The sequence below is a fragment of the Myxococcus sp. AS-1-15 genome, assembly GCF_020037055.1.
Taxonomy (GTDB): domain Bacteria; phylum Myxococcota; class Myxococcia; order Myxococcales; family Myxococcaceae; genus Myxococcus; species Myxococcus fulvus.
Genome location: NZ_JAIQDF010000014.1, coordinates 287,634 through 310,492 on the forward strand (window position 1 = coordinate 287,634; position 22,859 = coordinate 310,492).

The following is a 22,859-nucleotide window of genomic DNA, read 5'->3' on the forward strand; positions in this document are numbered from 1 at the left end:
CCTGGGTCTGACGGTTCCTCGAATAAAACCCTGCTAAGGTTCGTTCTCCGGCCGTCCTGCTGCCAGGAACTCATGGGCATCAGAGGAAGTCGAGGGATCGATGAAGTTACGGAAACTGATGTTCGTGCTGCCGAACCTCTTCACTGTCACGTCCATCTTCTGTGGCTTCTATGCCATCACGCTGTGCGCGGGCGAGGCGGAGCCGGTCCACCTCTACCAGGCCGCGTTGGCCATCTTCTTCGCGATGTTCTTCGACGGGTTCGACGGCCGCGTCGCCCGGTTGACCAAGACGCAGAGCGACTTCGGTGTCCAGCTGGACAGTCTGGCGGACGTCGTCTCCTTCGGGGCGGCTCCCGCGCTGCTGGTCTACAAGTGGGCGCTGGCGCCCCTGGGCTTCGCGGGGCTGTTCGTCTCGTTCGCGTTCGCCGCGTGCGGCGCGCTGCGGCTGGCGCGCTTCAACGTGCTGGCGGCGCGCAATCCCCACGGGGGGGGCGGGAGCTTCTTCGTGGGCCTGCCCATCCCGATCGCCGCGGGCATGCTCGTCTCGGTCATCATCTCCCATCACGTGGCCTCGCAGGGGGAGTCTCTGCGCGAGTCTGCCTACGTCCCGGTGGCGGTGGCGGTGGCGGGCCTGTCGCTGCTCATGGTGTCGACGGTGCGCTACCGCACCTTCAAGGACACCCGCCCCAACCGGAAGAGCGCGGCCGTGTTCATGTTGATGGTGGCCGCCGGTGTGGCCATCGCGACGCAGTATCATCCCGCCTGGTTGCTGGTGGCCTGCTGTGGCGCCTACCTCGCGCTCGGGTTGGTGGAGTCCGCGGTGCAGGTGCGCACGCACCTGGCCGCGCGCAAGCTCGCCGCGGGCTCCGCGGCCGTCGCTGGCGTCATCGATGACGAGGACGACGACGAGGAGTCCGAGGACGGCGAAGGTCCCCGCAGCAACGGACCCGCCTTCCTCTGAGCTGAAGCCCCCGGGCCGCCGGGCAGCACGTCCTGCCCGGCCCGTCCCGGGGGGGGGCCGCTCGCCAGCCGGGTCCAGGGTGGAGGCTGCCAGACACCCGGCCGGCTTCCCGCCTGGAGGGCAGGGCCCGAAGACGCATCCGTCCGTGCCGAGGTCTTCGCCTGTCGCTAGGATGCGCGCCCCATGCGGGTCGAACTGCTGTGCACGGGTGACGAGCTGGTCACCGGCCTCATCACGGACACGAACAGCACCTACCTGGAGGCCCGGCTCTTCGACCTGGGCGTGAAGGTGGAGCGGGTGGTGCTCGTCGGGGACGTCCGACCGGACATCACCCAGACGCTGCTCGAGGCCGCGGCGCGAGCGGATGTCGTGGTGGTCTCCGGCGGGCTGGGCCCCACGGCGGATGACTTCACCCTGGAGTGTGCCGCGGCCGCCGCGGGGGTTCCGTTGGAGGAGGACGCCCGGGTCCTGGAGTGGCTGCGCGAGCGCTACGCGGCGCGGGGCATCCCCATCAATCCCAGCGCGCTGCGCATGGCGCGAATCCCCCGTGGCTCCGAGCCGGTGCGCAATCCCGCGGGCTCCGCGCCGCTCGTCGTGCTCACGCTGGGGCGCTGTCGCCTGTTCTTCCTGCCAGGGGTGCCGCGCGAATATCGGGCCCTGCTGGACAACGAGGTGCTGCCGCGCATCCGCGCGGAGCTGGAGTCGAGGCCGGGCCGTCTGTTCCGGGCCTTCCGGCTGCTGCGCACCGTCGGCATCCCCGAGTCCGAACTGGACCTGGCCGTGGCGCCCCTCGTGCCCAGCCACCCCAGGGTGGTGTTCGGCTTCCGAACGCACGCGCCGGAGAACCACCTCAAGCTGATGGCGGAGGCGCCCACGCAGGCCGAGGCCGACCAGGCCCTGGCCGTGGTGGAGGCCGAGTGTCGTCGCGTGCTGGGGCGGCATGTCTTCGCCGCGGACGGCGAGGAGTACGCGCCCGCGCTGCTGTCGGCGCTGGGGCGCGCCGGGGCCACGCTGGCCACGGCGGAGAGCTGCACGGGAGGCCTCATCGCCCAGCGGCTGACGGCGGTGCCGGGGTCGAGCACCGTCTTCATCGGTGGCGCGGTGGTCTACTCGGAGAAGATGAAGACCGCCTGGGTGGGCGTCCCCACCGAAGTGCTCGAGCGTCATACCGCGGTCTCCGCTCCGACGGCCGTGGCCATGGCCGAGGGTGTGCGTGCCGCCTGCGGCGCCACATATGGCCTGGCGGTGACGGGGTATGCGGGGCCCGGAGGCGGGACGCCCGATGACCCGGTGGGCACCGTGTATTGCGCGCTCGCGGGGCCGGGGTTCGCCACGCGGTGCGAGCGCATGTCCTTTTCCGGAGACAGGGAGCGCGTGCGCCTCTTCGCTGCCTCCCACACCCTGGAGATGCTGCGGCAGCACCTGCTGACCGCCGCCCAATCATGAGCCGCTCCAAGTCCAAGCGCCCCGCGCCGTCCATGCCCGAGCCTCGGCCCGCGCCCGCGGTCGAGCCCGCCGCCACCGCGCCCGTGGAGCCCGCCGCTCCCGCCGTCACCGAAGGGGCGGCCGGGCCCGTGGGCAGTGGAGGCTCGGTCGGCGCCGTCCTTCGCGTGTGGTTCGCGGCCTACCGGGTGGAGGTGCTGTTGTTCCTGGTGGCGTTCGTCGTGCTCGCCAGCTTCAGCTCGCAGCGCTTCCTGCGCCAGAGCGCCGCGCCGCACTTCATCTACCAGGCACAGGGGTGGCTGGAGGGGCGGCTGGACGTGGACCCCCAGGTGCTTCCGAACCTGGAGGACTGGGCCTGTGTGCGGCAGGTGAATGGCCAGAAGGTCCGCTGCGAGGGCCGGCCGCTGCCCGATGACCGCTGGTTCGTGAGCTTCCCGTCGTTCCCCGCCGTGGCGATGCTGCCCTTCGTCGCGCTGCACGGGTACCAGTTCAACGACACCTCCTTCGGCGTCATCATCGGCGCGCTGGCGGTGGCGCTGTTCTACTCGCTGCTGCGCTTCCTTGCCCGGGAAGGCGAGACGGCGCGCACCCGCGACGAGAACGTCGTGCTCGCGCTGACGCTCGCCTTCGGGACCTTGTTCTTCTACTGCGCCATCCGTGGCGAGGTGTGGTTCAGCGCCGAGGTCATGGGCGTGGCCCTCACCTGCCTCTATGTGCGCAATGCACTGCGGGCCCGCCGTCCTGTCCTGGCGGGTGTGTTCTTCTCCATGGCGACGCTCACGCGCACGCCGCTGTTCTTCGCGGGGCTCTTCTTCGTGCTGGAGGCCCTGTGTCCGGGCCCCGAGCCCCGCTTGCAGCAGCTCAAGGAACTGGGGCGCCACTGGAAGCAGGCCGCGAGGAAGGTGGGCCTGTTCGCCCTGGGGGCCGCGCCCCTGGGCCTGCTCGCCGCCGGCTACAACGTGTATCGCTTCGGTCGCCTGAGCGAGTTCGGCCACGCGTATCTCTTCAACAACCGCGTCAACGTGGACATCGACCGGTGGGGGCTCTTCCACTGGGAATACCTGGGGCGCAACCTGGAGGCCGCCTTCCTCAAGTGGCCCTCCCTGTCGCTGTCGCCGCTCAAGCTCGGGTATGACCCGCGCGGGCTCACGCTGCTCCTGACGCTGCCGTTGCTCGTCTTCCTGCTGGTGCCGAAGCTGCGGCCTCGCCTTCACTGGCCCCTGTGGCTCACCGTGGCCGTGTGCGCGCTGCCCGGTCTGTTCTACCAGAACACGGGCTACATGCAGTTCGGCTTCCGCTTCAGCCTCGACTACACGCCCTACCTCCTGTTGCTCTTCGCCATCGGGGGGTGGTCGCTCCGCCAGCGCGTGGTGATGGGCACGCTGGTGCTGGGCGTGCTGGTGAACTTCTGGGGCGCGGTGGCCTTCCGTGGCTACACGGAGCTTGTCCGGAACTGGTAGGGCGCTGCCTCCCGAGGGGTTGAAACCCCCGGGCCGGGCGCGCAGATAGAGAAGAGCCATGCAACCTCCCACCGGACAGCCCCCCGCCGGCAAGCGCTGGCACACTCGCGAGGACAGCGGCATCCGCCTCGATGCCGCCCTGCGCTGGTGGCATGACGACGAGCCCATCGAGCACCCGAAAATCATCGAACTCTTCAACGCCTCTCTCATCCTGGACGACGAGGGTCGCTACCAACTGCGCATCGGGCAGGACTGGTGCTACGTGCAGGTCGAGGACGCCGCGTACGAAGTCCGGACCGTGGACGTCACGCCGGACGCACGTGTGTCCATCCGCTTGAGTGACCGCACCGCCGAGGCCCTGGAGCTGGACTCGCTCCAGGTGGATGGCGCGGGCGTCCTGTCGTGTCGGGTGAAGCAGGGCCGGGCCAAGGCGCGCTTCTCGCGAGATGGCCAGTACCAGTTCGGAGCGCTGTTGGAGTCGGGCCCGGATGGCGGGCTGGTCGTGCGCGCCGGAGAGCGCCAGCACCCGGTGGCGCTCTCCCTGGAGTCGTTGACCGGCTCCGTCTAGGCGGCGGCTTCCAGGGCGGGCGAGGGGCAGGGGAGCGGCGGTGTCCCCGCGAGCTCCCGGGCCAGCGCCTCCATCGTGTCGGAGTGCTCACGCAGCCACTCCGCGGCGCGCTCCCTTCCCTGTCCGATGCGCTCGCCTCGGAGACTGAAGTGGCTGCCGGACTTGTCGATGAGTCCCGTGGCCACGCCCAGGTCCAGCACCTCCCCGGCACGGTGGATGCCGCTGCCGTACAACAAATCGAACTCCGCCTCCTGGAAGGGCGGGGCCAGCTTGTTCTTCACCACCTTCACCCGGGCCCGCGAGCCCACCACGGCGTCTCCCTCCTTGAGGTTGCCCGTGCGCCGAATCTCCATGCGCACCGAGGAGTAGAACTTCAGCGCGTTCCCTCCGGTGGTGGTCTCGGGGTTGCCGAACATCACGCCAATCTTCATCCGGATCTGGTTGATGAAGACGATGCAGCACCCCGAGCGGCTCACCGCGCCCGTGAGCTTGCGCAGGGCCTGGCTCATCAGCCGCGCCTGCACACCCATGTGCGCGTCGCCCATCTCACCCTCGATTTCCGCGCGAGGCACCAGCGCCGCCACCGAATCCACGATGATGAGGTCCACCGCTCCCGAGCGCACGAGCTGCTCGGTGATTTCCAGCGCCTGCTCACCCGTGTCCGGCTGGGACACCAGCAGCTCCTCCACCCGCACCCCCAGCTTGCGCGCGTAGGAGATGTCGAGCGCATGCTCCGCGTCGATGAACGCCGCCACGCCGCCTGCGGCCTGGACCTGCGCAATCGCATGCAACGTGAGCGTCGTCTTGCCGGACGACTCGTTGCCGAACACCTCCACCACGCGGCCCCGCGGATAGCCTCCCACGCCGAGCGCCCGGTCCAACCCCACCGAGCCGGACGGAATCACCGCGACCTTGTGCTCTTGCGTGTCCCCGCCCAACGTCATCACCGAGCCACGTCCGAACTGCTTCTCGATGGACGCCACCGCCGCCGCCACTGCCTTCAGCTTCTCCGTCAGCTTGCTCATCGCTCCCTCGCCGCCCTGTCCTTGAGTCCGTGCTGCGCCCTGTCGCCCCGGAGCGGGGCGCCCGACGCATCGGCGCGGGAGAGAGCAACAGGCATGCCGCGAGGTACTCCCTGTGAACACATGAAGAGAGGCGTCCGCGAGGGACTGCGGGCGTCTCACGGGGTGGAGGGCGAGCCCACGTCTGGATTTCCAGGATGAGCGAGCGGCTGCTCGTCCGTCTGCTGAATTCACGGCGCTTTGCGTTGAAGTTTGGAGGGGGCGGCATGACCTTTCGCTCGTGAAAACCCAACGCGAAGACATGCCCCATGTGGTCATCCTCGGCGGCGGGTTCGCCGGGCTTCGGGCCGCGCAGCAGCTCGCCAAGGCGCCGGTCCGTCTCACCCTGGTGGACCGGCACAACCACCACCTCTTCCAGCCGCTGCTGTACCAGGTGGCCACGGCGACGCTGAGCCCCAGCGAGATTGCCGCGCCGCTGCGGGCCCTGCTCGGACCCCAGGGGGTCGCGGTGGTGCTGGCGGACGTGACGGGTGTCGACACCGCGGGGAAGCGGGTGCTGCTCTCGGATGGAGAGCTGAAGTACGACTACCTCGTCATCGCGACGGGGGCGACGCACTCGTATTTCGGCAATGACCAGTGGGCGCGCCATGCACCGGGTCTTAAGTCCATCGAGGACGCGGTGGAGATTCGACGCCGGGTCCTGCTGGCGTACGAGCTGGCCGAGCGTGAGACGGACCCTCGCATCCGCAAGGCCCTGCTCAACTTCGTCATCATCGGAGCGGGGCCCACAGGCGTGGAGATGGCGGGCTCACTGGCGGAGATCAGCCGCAAGTCCCTGTCGGGCGACTTCAAGAACATCGACCCGCGCGATGCGCGCATCATCCTCATCGAGGGCCTGGGCAAGGTCCTGCCTGTCTACCCTGACGACCTGACGGACAAGGCGCGTCGCACGTTGGAGAAGCTTGGGGTGGAGGTCCGCACGGGCGCCCGGGTGACGAACATCGACGAGACGGGCGTCTACATCGGCACGGAGTTCATCGCGGCCCGCACCGTGATTTGGGCCGCCGGTGTCGCCGCCTCGCCGGTGGCTCGTTCGCTCGGTGTGCCGCTGGACCGCGCGGGGCGCGTGCATGTGACGCCTGAGTTGACCGTCCCCGGTCACGAGGATGTCTTCGTCGTGGGGGACCTGGCCTCGCTCAATCAAGCGGACGGCACGCCCGTGCCGGGGCTCGCGCCCGCCGCGATGCAGGAGGGCAAGCACGCGGCGGCCAACATCCTGCGCCGGCTGCGCGGGGAACCCATGGTGCCCTTCAAGTACTGGGACAGGGGCTCCTACGCAGTGATTGGCCGTGGCCACGCGGTGGGCATCGCCTTCCGGCGCTTCAAACAGACAGGGCTGCCCGCGTGGGGCGCCTGGCTGTTCATCCACCTGATGTTCCTCATCGGCTTCAGGAGCAAGCTGGCGGTGATGCTCAACTGGGCCTACTCCTATCTGACGTTCGGCAAGTCGGCCCGAATCATCACCGGCCCCGCGCCCAGGTTGGATCAGCTCACGCTCGTGGCCTCGTCGCCGGACGGGAAGGGGGCCCCCACGGATGACACGGAGGGGGCGTCGCGCCTCGTCTCCTCCTCGAATGAGCTGTCTCCTCCGTCGACCCACTGAGGCCTGACGCCTCGGGCACTGGGCAGGGACCCATCGGCGGCGGGCGGTCTCCACCGCCCGCCCGCGCCTGAACGAAGGGGAGGGGGGCCTCCCTGGGTGTTCGAGTGCAGCCAGCCTCGTCGGTCCAGCGCCCTGGAGTCGATGGCGAGCCGCATGTCCACGTCCTCGATGCGTCCGTGGTCCTCCAGGTCCGCGCGAGTCAGGGCGAGCTTCAGGAGCCGGTCATGGGCTCGCGCGGACAGCCCATGGCGCCGTACCGCCAGCTCCAGCATCCGCTCGGCGCCGGGGCTCAGGACGCAGTGACGCCGCAGCAGGTGGGACGGCAGCTGCGCGTTGCAGTGCACGCTCGGCTCGTCCCGGTACCGCTCACGCTGACGTTGCCGCGCGGCCTCCACGCGCTCCCGATGGTGGCGACTGGAGGACTCCTTCGCCTCCGCGCGCGCCAGGTGGTGGTACTCCACCGGACGGGTCTGCAAGGTGATGTCGACGCGGTCCAACAGCGGGCCACTGACGCGGGCGTGGTAGTCGAACACGCGGTGCTCCGGACACGTGCAGGTGTGTCCCGGCACGTTGAAGTAGCCGCAAGGGCAGGGGTTCATCGCCGCCACCAGCATCACCTGGCACGGGTAGCTGATGTTCTGGTTGGCGCGCGCCAGGTGGATGATTCCCTCCTCCAGCGGTTGTCGCAGCACCTCCAGCACGTTGCGACGGAACTCCGGGAGCTCGTCGAGGAACAGGACGCCGTGGTGCGCCAGCGACAGCTCTCCAGGACGGGCCAGGGGGCCACCTCCCACGAGCCCCGCGTCGGACAGCGTGTGGTGGGGCGCGCGGAACGGACGCTCGCGCACCAGGGCGTGGCCTTCGTTGAGCAGCCCCAACACCGAGTAGACCTTCGTCACCTCGAGTGACTCGGCGAAGGTCATCGCCGGAAGGATGCCGGGCAGCCTGCGCGCCAGCATCGTCTTGCCCGAGCCGGGGGGGCCGCACATCAACACGTTGTGCCCGCCCGCCGCCGCCAGCTCCAACGCCAGCTTGAGGTCGGGCTGTCCCCTCACGTCCGCCATGTCCGGCTCCGCGCGTCCACGGCCCACTGGATGCGAGACACCCTGACGAGAGAAGGGAGGGATGACGCGCGTCCCGGTGAGGTGGTCCACCGCCTCGCGCAGGCTCGTCACGGGCAACACACTCAAGCCCTCGACGAGCGCGGCCTCGGCCGCGTTGGCCGCGGGCACCATGACCCCCTCGAAGCCCTTGTCCCGCGCGGCCACCGCGAGCGGCAGCACGCCCTTGATGGGCTTGAGCGTGCCGTCGAGCGACAGCTCCCCGCCGAAGAGATAGCGCCCCAGGGGGGCCTCCTCGAGCAGCTTCGCCGCCGCGAGGACTCCCAACGCGATGGGCAGCTCGAACGCCACGCCGTCCTTGCGCAGGTCTGCGGGCGCTGGCTCCGCCGACGTCCGCGAGATTCCGCGAGATTCCGCGCCGTCATCGGCAGGAGAGGGCGATTTCCGCGCGCCGCCGCGCGCCGCCGCCAGAAAGACTCCAGTGCGGGACACTGACGGGACACGGCGTGACGCCCCCACGGGCACCGTCCCCGACCGGTTCACCACCACCCAGCAGAAGCTGCCGGACGGGCGGTGGCGCGTGCAGCACGATGTGGCGGAGCCGGCCGAGGCGGACTCGCTGCTCGAGGCGTACGTCGCCGCGCTCCGCAACCTGGCCCGTCAGTCCGGCGCGCGGGACGCCCAGTCCGGCAAGACGGGCGGTGCCCCGTGAGCGACGTCCGCCAGTGGTCGACGCTGTCGCCTCCCGTGTACGCGCCCCCGGCGCCGACGGAGCCCCGGCCGGCCATCTTCGTCCGCGCGAGCGGCGAGGGCTGGCGCGCCGTGGCGTACACCGTGGCCGATGAGCCCGTGGCCAGCGCCTGGTCGATGACGGCCGACGGCGCGCGCTACGCCTGCGACGGCTACGTCACCACCTACCTGGCCCAGGTGACGCGATGAGCACGCTCCCCTTGAGCCCGGCCTTGGAGCGGCTCATCGCGGTCATCCGCAACCACGGGCTCTCCACCCGGCAGGTGGCGCAGCTCGAAGCCGTGGCCCGGACCCTCCGCGAGGACAGCCCCACCAGCCCGCCCGACTGGGCGGAGAGGCTGGAGGCCATCCGCGCTCGCCACGCCGCCGCGACTCGCGGTCCATGGAGGTGGTTCGGCTACCTCCGTACTCGCGAGGTGGGTCTGCACGCGCCCGGCATGCGCTCGGTCATGGAGTTCCACCGCTGGGGGACGCAAGGCGCGCAGCCGATGTTCTGCACCGCGGGCTACCTCCAGGAGTTGTCGGAGGTGGTGGTCCCGGATACTGCGGCGGGGCGCGGGCGCGTCACGGACATCAACCACCCGGACGCCCGGTTCATCGCGGCCTCGTGGGCGGACGTGGCGGCGCTCCTCGCGCGCGTCGACGAGCTCGAGGCGCAACTGGCTCAGTCTGCGCCCGCGATCGGCCCCACCGTGTGGCAGTACGCCCTCCGCACCGCGAATGGGGGCTGGCTTGGCGACATCGTCCTCCGGGCCGACGGCACCCTCTTCGCCCTCTCCGACTGGGGCGGATTCGCCTACCGGTGGTGGGCCACGGACGGTGGCTGCTTCCGGTCATGGCTCACGCGCCTCACGCCCGACTACATCGCGGACAAGCTCAACCTCGCCTTCTCCGAGCAGGTGTGGCCGGCGCTGGTCCTGGCCATCCGCGCTGAGCTGGCCGCCGAGCAGCAGGCCCTGGCCACCCAGGCCGGAGGCGCCCAGTCATGACCGTCTACGTCGACGTGTTCACGGACTACGGGCTGGCGGGCAAGTCCGCGCAGGTGCGCCGCGTGTTCGCGGGCGGCTCGTGCCACCTGTTCACCGACAGCCTGGACCTGGGCGAGTTGCACGCCCTCGCGGCGCGCATCGGCATGCGTCGCTCGTGGTTCCAGGTTGAGGGCGACCTGCCGCACTACGACCTCAACAAGGCCCGGCGTGCGGCCGCCGTCGCTGCCGGCGCTGTCGAGACGGACAAGTACACCACCGTCCGCTGCATCCGGCTCCACCGCGCCGAGCGGACGCGGAAGGCCACCGAGGCCGACGCCCGCGCCGAGCACGCCGCCATCCAGGACGGCCGCGCCGCGGAGTGGAAGCCATGATGACGTCCTGCGTCCAGCGATGGCGCGACCGGCGGGCCACGTACCGGCCGGCCAGCGAGCCCATCCGCGCCAGCGACTACGAAGTGGCACGCCTGTCGCGCGACACGGAGGCGCGGGCCTTCGTCGAGGCGCACCACTACAGCGGCACGTACCCGGCTGCGCGCTGGCGCTTCGGCCTTCACCGGCGCGGCGAGTTGGTGGGCGTGGCTGTGCTTTCCCAGCCCGTCAACGACAAGGCACTTGCCGTGTTCCCCGGCGGCGCGGAATCCAGCGTGGAGCTGGGGCGCTTCGTGCTGCTCGACGACGTGCCGGCCAACGGTGAGACGTGGTTCCTCGCGCGGGCCTTCGAGGTGCTGGCGCGCGACGGAGTGGCAGGCGTCCTGACTTTCGCGGACCCGGAAGCACGCACCACATCGAGCGGCGCGCTCGTGTTCCCCGGGCACATCGGCACCATCTATCAAGCGCACAACGCGGTGTACCGGGGGCGCGCTACGCCGCGCACGCTGCACCTGCTCCCCGACGGGACGGTGTTCAGTGCCCGCGCAGCTCAGAAGGTTCGAGCGAGAGAACAGGGCTGGCGGTACGCGGTGGCGCAGCTCGTGGGGGCTGGCGCTGAAGTACCCGCTCCCGGCGAGGACCTGCGTGTGTGGCTCCGGGCGTGGTTGCCACAGGTGACGCGCCGCCAACGCCACCAGGGGAACCACCGCTACCTGTGGGGGCTCCGTCCGGCCATCCGTCGACGCCTGCCGCCGTCCCTCCCGTACCCGAAGTGGACTCGAGGTGCGGCATGACCACCTGCCGCGCGCCACGGCGCCTGCTGTACCGCGAGACGAAGGGTCCCGAGGGCCGGCGCGTCACCATCCAGGCCGAGGGACTGCCGTCCGTCCTTGTGGACGCGGCCACGTCCGACGCGGCCAGCACCAAGGCCTTCGCGGAAGTCGGCAAGCACGCCGACGCCGCGGGGCTCGGCATCAACGACTTCACCGTCACCATGGAGTTTCCGCCCGAGGAGGTCCTCTCATGAGCCGCCACTGCTCCAACCCCCGTCCGCCGATTCACCGCCCGAAGGCCGAGCACGGCCCCACCTCCGACGAGCCGGTGACGGCGCGCCAGCTGGAGGTGCTCGTCACCATCGCCACGCACACTGCGGAGACTGGGCGCCCGCCGTCATACCGCGAACTCGCCGACGCGCTGGACATCCGGTCCACCAACGGCGTGCAGGACCACGTCAAGGCGCTGCGCAAGAAGCGCTGCCTCACGCCCGGTGACGGCGGCCCGGTGACGGCGCGTGGCCTCGTGCTCACCGAGTCCGGGAAGGAGCTCGTCGCCCAGGGCCAGAGCGCCGTCGCCACGAAAGAGCTGAAGAAGGGGGTGTCCCATGGGTAGCAAGACGTGCGCGGAGCTGGCCGTGAAGAAGCCGGACACGGTGTGGTCGCAACTCGACAAGCTCCAGGCCGAGCACGACAGGACGAAGCTCCTCGTGCGTGCCGTGAAGGGTGGGCGCTTCCGAGGTCGCAAGCCGAATGGAGACTGGCATGCACGCTTCGGCGGCGAGCACGACGGCGAAGACATCATCGAGAAGACGCCCATTGCGCTCGTCCTTGCTGTCGCCGTGCTCCGCTGCAACCGGTGTGGACACCTGGCTCACGAGCACGGTCGCCGGGGGATGGAGGACGAGGAGAAGAAGGGGAAGCGTCACCAGGAAAAGAAGCGCTGCGACGGCGTCAAACCGCGCCGGAGCTTCACCGGCTTCGAGCTTGAAGAGGAGCCGCCGTGCTCGTGCCACCTGACGCCTGAGGAGATTCGCGCGAAGCAGACGGACCGCGAGTGGATTGCCGGGCGGCTCGCGGCGGTCATGCGCGAGAGGGAGATGGAGGGCCACTCCCGCATCTCCAAGGACAACGTCTTCGAGGGGCTGAGGGAGAAGCCGGTGGAGGACGCCACCGATGAGTGACTTCCCGGGCTGCCCGAGGTGCCAACAGAAGGCGCTCTATCCGAAGCCGGAGACGTCCGGGCTCACGTGCGCGGCATGCGGACACGTCACGGCTGCGCGCGCAGACCTTGTCGCGATGGCCAGGGATGCGCTCCTGAAGAAATTCAGGGGGAGCGTCGAGCGCTTCGAGCAGCACTGGGCGTCGAAGCTCCGCGAGGAGCGCGAGAAGGTGAAGCGGCTCGCGGAGGGACGGTGGTGAGCCGCCTCGTCCTCATCGCCCTGGTGGGCGCGCTGCTCGGCGCGGCAGTCGCGCGCACCGAGTCCGAGTGGCACGCCTGCGCCTACGCCGGGGCCGTGGCCTTCGGCCTGCTGTCCCTCGTCCTTCTCATCGGCGGCGCCTGCTTGGCTGTCGCCGCGTTCCGCCGGAGCGCCTCATGAAGTGCAACAAGCCCCCCAAGAAGGTGGTGCTGTTCGCGGGCTGCGGCGGCGCGGACAAGGGCATCGAGGCCGTGCTGGGGCCGATGGACATCGCTATCAACCACAGCCCCACGGCCATCGCCGTCCACCGGGACAACTTCCCGAACGCAACCCACTACATCTCCGACGTCTGGGAGGTGAGCCCGGAGCAGGCCGTCAACGGGCACCCGGTGGACGTGCTCTGGGCCTCGCCCGACTGCACGCATTTCTCCGTCGCGAAGGGCGGCGCGCCGCGGGAGAAGGGCATCCGCTCGCTCGCGTGGGTGGTGGTGGACTGGGCGCGGCGCGTCCGCCCGCGGTGCATCTTCTTAGAGAACGTCGCGGAGTTCCTCACCTGGGGCCCGCTCGACGCGGACGGGCGCCCGGACAAGGCGCGCGCCGGGGAGACGTTCGACCAGTGGATGGGGGCGCTCCAGATTCTGGGGTACCAGGTCGCCTACAAGGTGCTCGACGCGAGCAAGTTCGGCGCGCGGACGAAGCGCCGCCGCCTGTTCCTGGTGGCCCGGTGTGACGGGCTGCCCATCCGGTGGCCGGAGGAGACGCACGGCACGGCCCCCGGGCTGAAGCCGCTGCGCACCGCCGCGGAGTGCATCGACTGGTCGCTGCCCTGCCCGAGCATCTTCGAGCGCAAGAAGCCGCTCGCCGAGAAGACGATGTGGCGCATCGCTGAGGGGCTCCGCCGCTTCGTGCTCGAAAACCCGGAGCCCTACATCGTCGGGTGCGGCGGGCGAGCTGGCCAGACTCCGCCCACACCTGTCGGTGCGCCCGTCGGCACCATCACCGCCAAGAACGACCGCGCCCTCGTGGTGCCGTCGCTCGTCAAGGTGAACCACGGAGGCCAGGACGCGCGCGGTGAGCGCATCGACGCGCCCCTCTCTACGGTGACGGCCAGCCAGCGCGGCCACGCCGTGGTCGCGCCCACGCTCATCCAGACGGGATACGGCGAGCGCCCGGGCCAGCGCGCGCGCTACCTGGACCTGCACGAACCGCTCGGCACGGTGGTGGCGGACGGCCAGAAGCACGCGCTCGTCAGTGCCTTCGTGACGAAGCACTTCGGCGGGCATATGACGCCGGGCTCGCCGCTCACGCGCCCCATCGACACCATCACCGCGACGGACCACAACGCGGTGACGGCGGCGACGCTGGTGAAGCTGCGCGGCGACTGCACGGGCGCGGACGTCTCCGGGCCCATGCCCACCGTCACCGGCCAGGGCAACCACATCGCGGAGGTCCGCGCCTTCCTCACGTCGTACTACGGCGAGGACGCCACCGGTGGGCAGCGCGTGGATAGGCCGATGCGGACCATCACCGCCAAGGCGCGGATGGGGCTGGTGACGGTCGCTGGTGTGGAGCACCAGATTGTGGACATCGGCATGAGGATGCTCGAGCCCCACGAGCTCCTCCGCGCCCAATTCGGCCGCTTCGCCGACACCTTCGACATGCGCGCCGCGAAGTCCAAGGCGGCCAAGGTGAGGCTCATCGGAAACTCCGTGTGCCCCGAGGTGGCCGAGGCTCTCGTCCGCGCCAACATGGGCGACGAACTGGCGGACAGGAGCGCGGCATGACGACGTGCCCTCCCGCCCGACTCCCGCTGCACGCCCTCACGGTGGCGCCCGCCCTGGCGCGTGCGGCGGAGCTGCGCGCCGACGTCATCGAGTTGCACCGCGCGCCGCCGGAGCTCGTGCCCGGGGCCTACGTCGCGGTGTGCGGCGGGGAGGGGCGCGACGAGCGGCTGGTGGCGTGGTTTGCCCGGAGCGACGGGCCTGGCCAGGGCGTGCCGGAGTTGGACCTGCTGCCCCAGCGGCACGTCACCGTGGTGGCGCGCGTCGTCGCGGTGACTCGCTTCCCGGAGGCACCCCGGCACCCGCGGCTCCAGCACTTCGCCTCCAGCCCCTGGTACCGGGGCCCGTACGGGCTGTGGCTGGAGCACCACGTGGCCCTCCCCGAGTGGGTGCCGTGCGAGCTGCGCGCCGAGGGCGAGGTGTGGGCCTTCCCCGAGGACATCCTCACCGCGGTGCGCGCGGGCTACGAGCAGGCGCAGCGCACGGCGAAGGAGCGGCGCGAGGCGGAGGCGGCGCTCGCCGCGCGGTGCTCGGAGCCCATCCACCGGCCTGGGCTGAAGGAGCGGGTGTTGGCGAAGTGCCCTGCCTGCCGCAAGGCCATGGCCCCGTGCCGCCCGTGCCAGGGCTGGCGCTGCAGCTGCTCGCCGCACGTGTGCCCCGCGGAGGCGCGCCCATGAGCCCGTTCCTCTTCGCGCTAGTCGATGCGCTAGTGGCCATTGAAGTTGCGGCAGAGGTCCATGAGCTTCGTGGGCACCGGTCGTGGACCAGGGGGAAGGGCTGGGGGATGGTGGGCGCGATGAGCGCGAGCATTCGCCGCTCTCGCGCCCGGCTTGGGGCGTGGCGCTCCCTGTGGCTGATGCTGGGGAGCCCGCGATGAGCCGCTGCCTCCTGCTCGCCACCACCTGCAGCGTCGGCGGCGCGCCCCGCCTCGGAGAGGACGTCACCGAGCTGGGCGCCCTGGCACCCCACGCGCCGACGGCGCCCACCGAGCGCGTCCGCGCCGCCCACCCGGGCGAGTGGCCCACCTGCGAGCACGGAAACTTGTTCGGCGCCAACTGCCGTATCCAGCCCGTCCTGCCCTCGTGTTGCTACGCGCCGGGGGCAGTCGAGAGGTGTTTGGGCTGTCAGGAATCTCCCCATCATGGCCAGACCACCAACGGAGAGACGTAGCCCATGGCCGACTGCCCCACGCCCACCGCGCAGGACTCCGTCCTCCCCCCGCCGGGGAGCGGCACCCGCGCGCGCTCCACCGGCCTGGCCGCGCCCCAGGTGGAGGCGCTCGCGTCCGACCTGGCGCGCGCCTACGCCGAGCTGGAGTCCCTGCGCGCCCAACTGGCCGCCGAGCGCGAGGCCCGGGCGGAGGCGGATGTCCGCGCCGGCCAGTTGCTCGACGTCGTCCAGGACCAGGCCCGCGCGCTCGCGCAGGTGCTGGCCGCCCGGGCTCCCGCGCCGGTTGCTGGAGGCTCTGTCCACCCGTCGCCGGCTCCGGATGTCCACCAGCATGTCCACCGCACGGAGGTGGACGTGTCCACCGATGTCCACCCGTCTCCGGTGGACATGAAGGGGGGTAGGGGGGAAGCAGCAGCAGCGAAGCCGGAGGCTGAGCTGAAGAGGGAGAAGTGGCGGAACGACAAGAGGCGACAGAGGAAGAAGAAGCCTGCTGCTGCTGTCGCGCGCGAGATGTCCACCTCGGACACGTCCACCACGTCCACCGCCGATGTCCACCTCGGACACGTCCACCGGGTGGACACGTCGGCGGCTGCCCCCGCGAAGCCGAAGTGGATGGAGGAGACCACCCCCAGCCCGGACAAGGCCTTCTTCGCGCGCTTCCAGGATGCCCGGTGCGCGCGGCACCGCGGCGCCGTGCCCGAGCCGAGGCCTCCGCCGGGCTGGGCCGCCTGGTACGAGGAGGCGCTCGCTGCAGTGGGAGGGGACGAGGGGCGCCTCTGGGGCGCGTGCCTGGCGTACCTCGAGGACGACTGGGGCCGGACGCGGCAGCCCGTCTGCCCCGCGCGCGCCTTCATCGCCCCCGAGGTGTGGCCGCGCCACGTGCCCGGACAGGGCGAGCCCGTCGTCGAGCAGCGGCGCGGCGCGCACTCCGTGGGCGGTGGCACCATGCCCGAGCCCCAGCCCCTGCCGGACACGCCCGCGGGCCGCGTCTGGGGGCAGGTGCTGGAGGCTGCGCGCGCGCTGCAGCCGTACAACGGCGCGAGCCTCGCGGCGTGCACGACGCCTGTCGGACTCGTGGACGGCGTCCTCACCGTCGAGTGCCTGGACCGCTTCAACCGAGACTGGGTCGAGGAGCAGTGGTCCCGGTGGCTGGGCGACAACGCGGACCGCTTCGGGCTCTGCGAGTTGCGCTTCACCGCGCCGGAGTTGGAGCAGGGGGTGGATCCATGACCTGCGCTACGAAGCTGGTCCTACTGGGCTGTGGCGCCTCCGGGCTGACGCTGGCGCACCTGCCGGAACTCCGCCGCTACGTGGCCCAGTTCGCGCAGATCCGCGGTGCCGTTCTCATGCACGGCGCTGGAGACCCGCGAAAGGCCGACGAGCCCGGAGCCTTCGGCGCCGACCGGCTGTGGGAGGTGGCGTGCCACCTCGAGTGGCCCGACTTCGCGCCTTCGCGCGTGGACAGGTTCCCCGCCGAGTGGAAGCGGCTGGGCCGCCGTGCCGGGCCCGTCCGCAACGAGACCATGGCCGCCGCGCTGCACGGCTACGTGCGCCAGGGCTGGACGGTGCGCTGGGTGGCCGCGCACACGGACCCGGGCCTGGGGAGTGGGACGAAGCACATGACGTCGCTGTGTCGCGCCGCCGGCTGGAAGGGGCGCGTGCTGCTGCTCGACAAGTACACCGGGGCGCTCCGCCCCGAGGAGGCGACGCCGTGAGGAATCCCTTCGCTGGTGGCGTTGTCGGCGACTACCCGGCCGTCGGACGGAAGGCCTACCGCTGCGCGGGATGCGGCCTCGTCAACCCCTGGGGGCCGACCTGGGGCCGGTGGACGAGCGTGCTCGATGACGAGACGGGCCTGCATGCCGACGAGAACGGTGGTGACGGCTGGCCCGTGTGGTGCTCTCCGGAATGCCGCGCTCGCGTCGACACGACGACGGGCCCCTACGAGGTGCGCGTGACCAGAAAGAAGAGGAGGCCGTCATGACGTGCCGCAAGCACCCGGACATGGAGCAGGCGCTGCGGCTCGCCCAGGCGCGCATCGCCGAGTTGGAGGAGTCGCGCCGCCAGACGGCCATCGCGCTCGACAGGTACGGGCGCCATGAGCGCGGGTGCCGCTTCTCGCGCTCCAACGGACGGCAGGCATGCACCTGCCTGCTGCACCAGCGCATTCGAGAGGGAGGGCTCAAGCCGTGACGTGCATCAAGTTCGACATCCCCATCAAGGCGCCGTCGCTCACCAACCAGCGCGAGCACTTCCGCGCGCGCCACGCCAGGACGGACGCGCAACGGCGCGCGACGCGGACGCGGTGGCCGGGCTGGGACGGCGGGCCGCTGGTGGTGTTCCGGCTCACGCGCGTGGCACCGCGCGCCCTGGACTCGGACAACCTGGCCGCCGCGCTGAAGTCCGTGCGCGACGAGCTCTGCGCGTGCCTGCGCATCGACGACGCCACGCCGCTGGTGCGCTGGGAGTACCGGCAGGAGCAGGGGCCGGAGTGCGTCCGCGTCGAGTTGCACTGGGGCGAGGCCCCGGGCGCGCTCCTCGGGCAGCTGCTGCACCGGCTCACCGCCCAGGGTGACGCGCTGCTGGCGGCTGAGCCGCGGGTGGTTGAGGCGCTGCCCGCCGGCCAGACCGACGCGAGCGGCCCGCCGGCTGTCGTCCGCGCCGAGCGGCGCCCGAAGTCACCGGCCGACGTCCGGGCGCTGGCCACGCCCGCCACCTACCCCAGCAGCAACAGCACGAGGAGGAAGTGATGAACGAGAAGGCGACGCTGAAGTGGAAGAAGTGGTTCGTGCCGATGATGTTCGTGCTGTTCGCGCTCGGTGGGCTTGCCCACCTCGGGCGGAGCTGCTCGCCGCAGCCGGTGTCGCCGACGGCCGCCGAAGAGGGGAGCGCCCCATGAGCACCGACGTCCTCTTCTTCGGCGCAAAGCGGGGAATGGGGCACTGCCTCTGGACGCCCGGTTTTGGCTTCGGCGAGCGCCTCGTTCCGGCGTTACTCCATCCACGCCACATCGACGCGAAGCTCGCGCCGAAGGACCCGCACCAGGTGGAGGGCCGCGCGCGCCTCCATCACGTCTATGGGTGGACGGTGCTGGCGTGGTGGGACCGGAGCTCCGACCGGCGGATGAACAGCAACAGCGCCATCCTGGTCCGTGGCACTCACGACTTCGCCGCGGTGGTGGCCGCCGCGCGCGAGCACTTCCCGGAGCTGGCGCCCAGGTTCGCGGCGCTCGTCGAGGTGCCGACGTGACGCTGCTGACGCGCCCCGAGGAGGTGCGGCGCCGGAGGTGGCGCCTCGCGCTGGTGGTGCTGCTCGGGGCCACGGGGGCCGGCCTGTGCTGGGTGGCCCTCGGGCCCGCCCCGTCGTGGCAGCGCCTGGGCACCATGGCCACGGGGCTCGCCGTCTTCGGCGCGGCCGTGGGGCTGCGCGTTGGACACCAGGAGAGGAGGTCATCGTGACGTGCGAAACGAGGATGTGCCCGCGGCCCGGGTGCGCCAACCCCAGGCCGAAGAAGAAGACGGGGCCGGGCTACGCCAAGTATTGCTCCCAGGCCTGCAACCAGGCTGTCAACCGGGCGAAGCAGCGCGCACTCCAGCAGAGCAGCAGCACCGCGCCCAAGGTGGGCCAGGACGAGGGCCCCGATGTGCCGCTGAACGGGTGGACCGAGGAGCTGGCCCAGGCGCGCATGGAGCGGCTCGTCGTCGAGGCGCTCCGCGAAGGTGTCCTCGTGGAGGCGCTGGCCGAGCGCTTCGCCGTGACGTCGCGCGTGGTCCGCGCCGTCGCCGCCCGTCACCAGGTGGCCGTCCCGTGCCAGTCCGCGCGCAACCCGCCGTTCGGCACGCCCGCGAGGTGACGCCATGTCCGACTGCGCGGAGAAGAGGTGCAGCGTCGAGGGGTGCGAGAGGCCGCATGACGCGCGTGGACTCTGCAACACCCACCGGAGGAGGCAAGCCCGCCGAGGGACTGCTGGCGGCACGGCCCTCAAGCGCACCACGAGGACGGTGAGGGACTGGCCGGAGGTGGGGGCTCGGGTCCATCCAGGACTCGTCGCCTTCCTGGACAGCCATGCGGCTCAGAGGCGGGTGGCCAGGAGTGACGTCGTCGGGGACGCGCTCGAGGAGTGGGCGAAGGCCCGCGGGTACGTGCCTCCACCTGTCCTGGACGTGGTGGCCGAGGCAGCCGAGGAACTCCGCGACGCGCGGCGCCGCAGCGAGGAGTCCGTCCGGGTGCTGCGAGAGATGCTGGCGGGCACCCCTGTCAGCGAGCAAACCGGCCACCGTATTTGACTCGTTTCAAAAACATCTAGCAGTGAGGGTGAGAATGGCGTGCCAGCGTGACAGCCTGCGGGGAGTCCTCGCCGACGAGGCGGACCTCCGTGCGCGCCAGAAGGCCGCCGACGCCGCGCGCGCCATGCACCTCCACAAGCTGGGGGAGAGCAACACCGTCATCGCCCGGCGCCTGGGCGTCTCCATCCCCACGGTGGTGAAGTACCTGCGCGGGCAGGGGAGCGACGGGTACAGCGTCAACGAGTCGGAGGGCATCCGCCTCCCGGCGCGTGCGCGTCCTGCCACCGTCGCCGCGAGGAAGCCGAAGTCGCCGCCGTGCCCCGCGCCCGTGCCGGTGCCACAGGGCCCGGTGGTGTGGACGCAGCTGGCGCTGCTCGAGGTGGCACCGTGCCCCCGGCCCCCGCGGGTGGCACCGAAGCCCGGGGAGTGCCGCACCGTGCGTCGTGCGTCGCCACGCCCCAGGCAGGTCCAGGAGTCCTTCGCCTTCCTGACGGAGGTGCCGGTGCGCCAGATGTCGACTGCCCAGGAGGGCCATGGGGCATGACGCCGTGTCCTTCCGAGCCCTGCACGGTGGACGGATGCACGCGCGAGGCTGCGCTACGCCGGAAGCTATGCCACGCCCATGCTAAGCGCGCGACGCGGGGCCAGCCCCTGTCCACCCCGCTGGCGGAGACGTACGCCAACCCCTGGGACAGGCTCACCGCCGCCGCTCTGGCGTACGCGGACGCGGGAGACGACGAGGAGGAGTTCGCGCGGGCGAAGGACCGGCTCCGGAAGGCCTCCATCTCCTACTCCCGCGGACTGCTGCTTCACCCAGAGCCGGCTCCGCGGGCACGGAAGGCGCCGACGGCAGGTCAGCTCGAGCTGTGGCCTGGAGGTGAAAGCTAGGGCTTGTGAGGTGGGCTCTCCACTGGGAGCATGCCCCGTCCACTTCTGACGGGGGGGGGGAACATGACCAGGTTGTTGGTGTTGCTGGTGGCCGCGCTGACGCTGCAGGGCTGCGACATGGAGACGAAGGTCGGAGACACCTGCAAGTCAGAGGGCGTGGGCTCTCGGACGTGCGGTGACGGGGACGTACTGCGGTGCGCACCTTCGTCGGCCGGCGGCTCCTGGGAGCTCCTCGAGGACTGCCCTCGGGGCTCCAAGTGCGATTTCGACTCCTACACCTGTGAATCCTCCTCGGCCGGGGGAGGAGGTGGTGGCGGAGGCACGTGCTGCAGGCGCTGCGGGAGCACCAGCAAGCCCTGTGGCGACTCCTGCATCCCGAACGGGAACACGTGCCGTCAGGGGCCGGGGTGCGCGTGCTGAAGGTGATTGTCTCTTCGCTATGTTCCAGTGGGGCTTTGGGGCGGGACTGGAGGCGTTGGCATCTCGAGGATAGGTGGCTTCCCGGCTGCGACGAGCTTTTTGTTGATTGCGTCAAGCATCTCGCGGTCGCGATTTGGGTTCACGTAGAAGACTTCGAACGCTTGGTCTAAGGCTCCGAAGAGCGCGTCGACCTCACCTGGCTCAACCTGCAGAATGTCGCCTCCCCCATCTGGAATTGGATGAGCGCTGTAGTTGCCGACCTGCCGCACGATGTGGAGCTTTGTTCGAAGCTGGTAGTCGATGGCTCCATTCTGAGCTGCCGCCTCGATCTCTGCTTCCAGAGCGGCTCGCTTGAACCCGTTGTCCCGCAGGGTGGATTGGAGACACCGGCGAAGAAGTGCGGCAGCGGCTCGCTGACTCACGTGCTCGACGGCGGCTGCTTCTGCGTACTCCGTACGGATGTGCGGAGGAACAATGATTGGGGGCGGCGCGCGAGGGCGTCGCAGTTGCGGATATGCCCTGGTCCAGTTACGGACGCAGGCCGGGTCGTCGTAGAATTGCTTCTCCCAATAGACGAGGTCGAGGATCGGCTCCTCGCAGCTTGGACAGAGCCCTGCGTGCACATCGAGCCCGTTCGAGGTGCCGTCCTCTTCAGTAACTCTCTTGAGGGGCAGGACCCAATGGCTCTCATTGATCTTGACGTGGATCGTAACGCCGCAGTGGGGGCACGGCCCCTGTGCATTTTGGTGAACGAAAGTATTCATCCTGTACCCTCGACGCGAAGCTGCTTCCGCCTTTCAAGGTTGGAAGCTGGCTTGCCACGTGTGACTGTTGATGGGACCGTCATCTGACACCATGAGTGTAGGGCCTGGGCTGCGGTAGGTGTAGGTGCAAGTTCCTTCTGCCCGGACGCGGTCCGCACACGCCCCGACACTTCGGCCAGTGGCACGCAAGAGCACCAGTCGGTTGACCCCGTCCGAGGAAACGCACGCCCCGGATGAAGAGTCGCGCGAGCTGACGCCGAAGCAGCGGGCCTTCGTCCGGGAGTTCCTGAAGGACTCCAACTCGACGCAGGCCGCCATCCGCGCGGGGTACTCCAAGGCCTCGGCGGAGTCGCAGGGCTCCCGCCTGTTGAGGAATGCCAAGGTCTTGGCAGCCGTGGAGGCCGGTCAGGCCGCGATCGAGGAGGCGGTCCAGGACGAAGTCGTCGTCGAGGTGGCGGAGGTGCTGCGCGAGCTGAAGCGGCTGGCCTTCTCTGACATCGGCCAGGGGGTGGGAGAGGGCGGGGCGGTGCTGCCTCTGAAGGACATGCCCGAGGACTTCCGCCGGGCCATCTCCAGCATCGAGGTGGAGGCGCTGTTCGCGGGGAAGGGCGAGGAGCGCGTCCAGGTCGGCACCGTGACAAAAGTGAAGCTCTGGCCGAAGGACAAGTCGCTGGAGCTGCTGGGCAAGTACCTGAAGCTCTTCACTGACAAGCTGGAGCTGACGGAGGTGAAGAAGAGCCACGAGGAAGCGCTGGGGGAGCTGGAGTGAGCGCGGCGCGGAAGGCGCGGAAGGAGCCCTCCCTCCGGACGCAGGTGGCTCGGCGCCGTCAGCCGCGCGAGCTGAGGGGACGTGGCGGGCGGCTGGTGGTGCAGGACGCGCAGGAGGAGCTGTCGCCGCGTGAGAAGGCCATCCGCCAGCGGCTGAAGGACGACTTCCCGCACTACGCGGAGAAGTGCCTGCGGATTCGCCCGAAGGAGGTGTCCGGGGCGGAGCTGCCGCGGCTGAAGCTGAACAAGGCCCAGCTGTACCTGCACGAGAGGCTGGAGGCGCAGCTCCGGAAGACGGGGAGG

The 22,859-nt window shown here is 70.5% G+C and carries 33 protein-coding genes; 30 read left to right on the top strand and 3 right to left on the bottom strand.

The genetic code is table 11. The features are described from left to right. Nucleotides 1-100: 100 nt before the first annotated feature. From pssA to K8625_RS32335, 4 genes are all read left to right on the top strand, one after another. Nucleotides 101-961 (top strand): CDP-diacylglycerol--serine O-phosphatidyltransferase, encoded by an 861-nt coding sequence (pssA, locus tag K8625_RS32320; RefSeq protein WP_223746452.1) that lies wholly within the window; start codon nt 101-103, stop codon nt 959-961. Nucleotides 962-1,144: 183 nt separating this feature from the next. Then, entirely contained in the window at nt 1,145-2,407 is a 1,263-nt protein-coding gene (locus K8625_RS32325) for a CinA family nicotinamide mononucleotide deamidase-related protein (RefSeq protein ID WP_223784878.1), read from the top strand. Continuing rightward, nucleotides 2,404-3,864 carry a hypothetical protein gene (locus tag K8625_RS32330; RefSeq protein ID WP_223784879.1) on the top strand — a complete coding sequence of 487 codons (1,461 nt, stop codon included), beginning with the start codon at nt 2,404-2,406 and terminating at the stop codon, nt 3,862-3,864. The genes K8625_RS32325 and K8625_RS32330 overlap by 4 nt, the downstream gene beginning before the upstream one ends. Nucleotides 3,865-3,922: 58 nt before the next feature. Next, on the top strand, nt 3,923-4,432 hold the full coding sequence (locus K8625_RS32335) for a DUF1285 domain-containing protein (protein WP_223746455.1): 510 nt from the start codon (nt 3,923-3,925) through the stop codon (nt 4,430-4,432). Here K8625_RS32335 and recA read toward each other — a convergent pair. After that, complete coding sequence (gene recA / locus K8625_RS32340) at nt 4,429-5,457, bottom strand: recombinase RecA (RefSeq protein WP_223784880.1); 1,029 nt, start codon at nt 5,455-5,457, stop codon at nt 4,429-4,431. The genes K8625_RS32335 and recA overlap by 4 nt on opposite strands. A 298-nt stretch (nt 5,458-5,755) precedes the next feature. On the opposite strand from recA, the gene K8625_RS32345 reads away from it, so the two are divergent. After that, a complete protein-coding gene (locus K8625_RS32345) occupies nt 5,756-7,117 on the top strand; it encodes an NAD(P)/FAD-dependent oxidoreductase (protein WP_223784881.1) in 1,362 nt (453 codons plus the stop codon). Here the strand turns inward: K8625_RS32345 and K8625_RS32350 are convergent. After that, entirely contained in the window at nt 7,000-8,529 is a 1,530-nt protein-coding gene (locus K8625_RS32350) for a YifB family Mg chelatase-like AAA ATPase (protein ID WP_370642003.1), read from the bottom strand. The genes K8625_RS32345 and K8625_RS32350 overlap by 118 nt on opposite strands. 130 nt (nt 8,530-8,659) lie before the next feature. Between K8625_RS32350 and K8625_RS44625 the strand changes: the two genes are divergently transcribed. The 23 genes from K8625_RS44625 (at nt 8,660) to K8625_RS32465 (ending at nt 20,260) form a co-directional block, all read left to right on the top strand. Next, entirely contained in the window at nt 8,660-8,890 is a 231-nt protein-coding gene (locus K8625_RS44625) for a hypothetical protein (RefSeq protein ID WP_223784883.1), read from the top strand. Beyond that, nucleotides 8,887-9,117 (top strand): hypothetical protein, encoded by a 231-nt coding sequence (locus K8625_RS32360; protein WP_223784884.1) that lies wholly within the window; start codon nt 8,887-8,889, stop codon nt 9,115-9,117. The genes K8625_RS44625 and K8625_RS32360 overlap by 4 nt, the downstream gene beginning before the upstream one ends. Beyond that, the gene (locus K8625_RS32365; protein ID WP_223784885.1) at nt 9,114-9,917 is read left to right on the top strand and encodes a hypothetical protein; all 804 of its coding nucleotides are present in this window, start codon (nt 9,114-9,116) and stop codon (nt 9,915-9,917) included. The genes K8625_RS32360 and K8625_RS32365 overlap by 4 nt, the downstream gene beginning before the upstream one ends. Further along, nucleotides 9,914-10,288, top strand: coding sequence for a DUF4031 domain-containing protein (locus K8625_RS32370; protein ID WP_223784886.1), 375 nt, complete (start codon nt 9,914-9,916; stop codon nt 10,286-10,288). The genes K8625_RS32365 and K8625_RS32370 overlap by 4 nt, the downstream gene beginning before the upstream one ends. After that, the gene (locus K8625_RS32375; protein WP_223784887.1) at nt 10,285-11,079 is read left to right on the top strand and encodes a hypothetical protein; all 795 of its coding nucleotides are present in this window, start codon (nt 10,285-10,287) and stop codon (nt 11,077-11,079) included. Before K8625_RS32370 ends, K8625_RS32375 begins: the two co-directional genes overlap by 4 nt. Continuing rightward, nucleotides 11,076-11,312, top strand: a complete 237-nt coding sequence (locus K8625_RS32380) for a hypothetical protein (RefSeq protein ID WP_223784888.1) — start codon at nt 11,076-11,078, stop codon at nt 11,310-11,312. The genes K8625_RS32375 and K8625_RS32380 overlap by 4 nt, the downstream gene beginning before the upstream one ends. After that, nucleotides 11,309-11,674 carry a hypothetical protein gene (locus K8625_RS32385; RefSeq protein WP_223784889.1) on the top strand — a complete coding sequence of 122 codons (366 nt, stop codon included), beginning with the start codon at nt 11,309-11,311 and terminating at the stop codon, nt 11,672-11,674. The genes K8625_RS32380 and K8625_RS32385 overlap by 4 nt, the downstream gene beginning before the upstream one ends. After that, complete coding sequence (locus K8625_RS32390) at nt 11,667-12,242, top strand: hypothetical protein (RefSeq protein ID WP_223784890.1); 576 nt, start codon at nt 11,667-11,669, stop codon at nt 12,240-12,242. Before K8625_RS32385 ends, K8625_RS32390 begins: the two co-directional genes overlap by 8 nt. Beyond that, nucleotides 12,235-12,480 carry a hypothetical protein gene (locus tag K8625_RS32395; protein ID WP_223784891.1) on the top strand — a complete coding sequence of 82 codons (246 nt, stop codon included), beginning with the start codon at nt 12,235-12,237 and terminating at the stop codon, nt 12,478-12,480. The genes K8625_RS32390 and K8625_RS32395 overlap by 8 nt, the downstream gene beginning before the upstream one ends. Further along, complete coding sequence (locus tag K8625_RS32400) at nt 12,477-12,659, top strand: hypothetical protein (RefSeq protein WP_223784892.1); 183 nt, start codon at nt 12,477-12,479, stop codon at nt 12,657-12,659. Before K8625_RS32395 ends, K8625_RS32400 begins: the two co-directional genes overlap by 4 nt. Beyond that, nucleotides 12,656-14,263, top strand: a complete 1,608-nt coding sequence (locus K8625_RS32405; protein WP_223784893.1) for a DNA cytosine methyltransferase — start codon at nt 12,656-12,658, stop codon at nt 14,261-14,263. The genes K8625_RS32400 and K8625_RS32405 overlap by 4 nt, the downstream gene beginning before the upstream one ends. Next, nucleotides 14,260-14,937 (top strand): hypothetical protein, encoded by a 678-nt coding sequence (locus K8625_RS32410; RefSeq protein WP_223784894.1) that lies wholly within the window; start codon nt 14,260-14,262, stop codon nt 14,935-14,937. The genes K8625_RS32405 and K8625_RS32410 overlap by 4 nt, the downstream gene beginning before the upstream one ends. A gap of 196 nt (nt 14,938-15,133) precedes the next feature. Then, entirely contained in the window at nt 15,134-15,430 is a 297-nt protein-coding gene (locus tag K8625_RS32415) for a hypothetical protein (protein WP_223784895.1), read from the top strand. Nucleotides 15,431-15,433: 3 nt separating this feature from the next. Beyond that, entirely contained in the window at nt 15,434-16,660 is a 1,227-nt protein-coding gene (locus K8625_RS32420) for a hypothetical protein (RefSeq protein ID WP_223784896.1), read from the top strand. Further along, the gene (locus K8625_RS32425) at nt 16,657-17,145 is read left to right on the top strand and encodes a hypothetical protein (protein WP_223784897.1); all 489 of its coding nucleotides are present in this window, start codon (nt 16,657-16,659) and stop codon (nt 17,143-17,145) included. The genes K8625_RS32420 and K8625_RS32425 overlap by 4 nt, the downstream gene beginning before the upstream one ends. Before the next feature lie 265 nt (nt 17,146-17,410). Further along, nucleotides 17,411-17,623, top strand: coding sequence for a hypothetical protein (locus tag K8625_RS32430; protein WP_223784898.1), 213 nt, complete (start codon nt 17,411-17,413; stop codon nt 17,621-17,623). After that, nucleotides 17,620-18,180, top strand: coding sequence for a hypothetical protein (locus K8625_RS32435; RefSeq protein WP_223784899.1), 561 nt, complete (start codon nt 17,620-17,622; stop codon nt 18,178-18,180). Before K8625_RS32430 ends, K8625_RS32435 begins: the two co-directional genes overlap by 4 nt. Next, nucleotides 18,180-18,329 carry a hypothetical protein gene (locus K8625_RS32440; RefSeq protein ID WP_223784900.1) on the top strand — a complete coding sequence of 50 codons (150 nt, stop codon included), beginning with the start codon at nt 18,180-18,182 and terminating at the stop codon, nt 18,327-18,329. Before K8625_RS32435 ends, K8625_RS32440 begins: the two co-directional genes overlap by 1 nt. After that, complete coding sequence (locus K8625_RS32445) at nt 18,326-18,679, top strand: hypothetical protein (protein WP_223784901.1); 354 nt, start codon at nt 18,326-18,328, stop codon at nt 18,677-18,679. Before K8625_RS32440 ends, K8625_RS32445 begins: the two co-directional genes overlap by 4 nt. After that, complete coding sequence (locus K8625_RS32450) at nt 18,676-18,888, top strand: hypothetical protein (protein ID WP_223784902.1); 213 nt, start codon at nt 18,676-18,678, stop codon at nt 18,886-18,888. The genes K8625_RS32445 and K8625_RS32450 overlap by 4 nt, the downstream gene beginning before the upstream one ends. Beyond that, the gene (locus K8625_RS32455; protein WP_223784903.1) at nt 18,885-19,283 is read left to right on the top strand and encodes a hypothetical protein; all 399 of its coding nucleotides are present in this window, start codon (nt 18,885-18,887) and stop codon (nt 19,281-19,283) included. The genes K8625_RS32450 and K8625_RS32455 overlap by 4 nt, the downstream gene beginning before the upstream one ends. 229 nt (nt 19,284-19,512) lie before the next feature. Continuing rightward, the gene (locus K8625_RS32460) at nt 19,513-19,716 is read left to right on the top strand and encodes a hypothetical protein (protein WP_223784904.1); all 204 of its coding nucleotides are present in this window, start codon (nt 19,513-19,515) and stop codon (nt 19,714-19,716) included. A gap of 34 nt (nt 19,717-19,750) precedes the next feature. Then, nucleotides 19,751-20,260, top strand: a complete 510-nt coding sequence (locus K8625_RS32465; RefSeq protein WP_223784905.1) for a hypothetical protein — start codon at nt 19,751-19,753, stop codon at nt 20,258-20,260. A 781-nt stretch (nt 20,261-21,041) separates the two neighbouring features. Here the strand turns inward: K8625_RS32465 and K8625_RS32470 are convergent. Beyond that, complete coding sequence (locus K8625_RS32470; RefSeq protein WP_223784906.1) at nt 21,042-21,788, bottom strand: DUF4145 domain-containing protein; 747 nt, start codon at nt 21,786-21,788, stop codon at nt 21,042-21,044. Between the two features lie 202 nt (nt 21,789-21,990). On the opposite strand from K8625_RS32470, the gene K8625_RS32475 reads away from it, so the two are divergent. Both K8625_RS32475 and K8625_RS32480 read left to right on the top strand, forming a co-directional pair. Then, nucleotides 21,991-22,557 carry a terminase small subunit gene (locus K8625_RS32475; protein ID WP_223784907.1) on the top strand — a complete coding sequence of 189 codons (567 nt, stop codon included), beginning with the start codon at nt 21,991-21,993 and terminating at the stop codon, nt 22,555-22,557. Continuing rightward, a partial coding sequence (locus K8625_RS32480) for a hypothetical protein (protein ID WP_223784908.1) occupies nt 22,554-22,859 on the top strand: 306 nt, incomplete at its 3' end. The genes K8625_RS32475 and K8625_RS32480, both read left to right, overlap by 4 nt.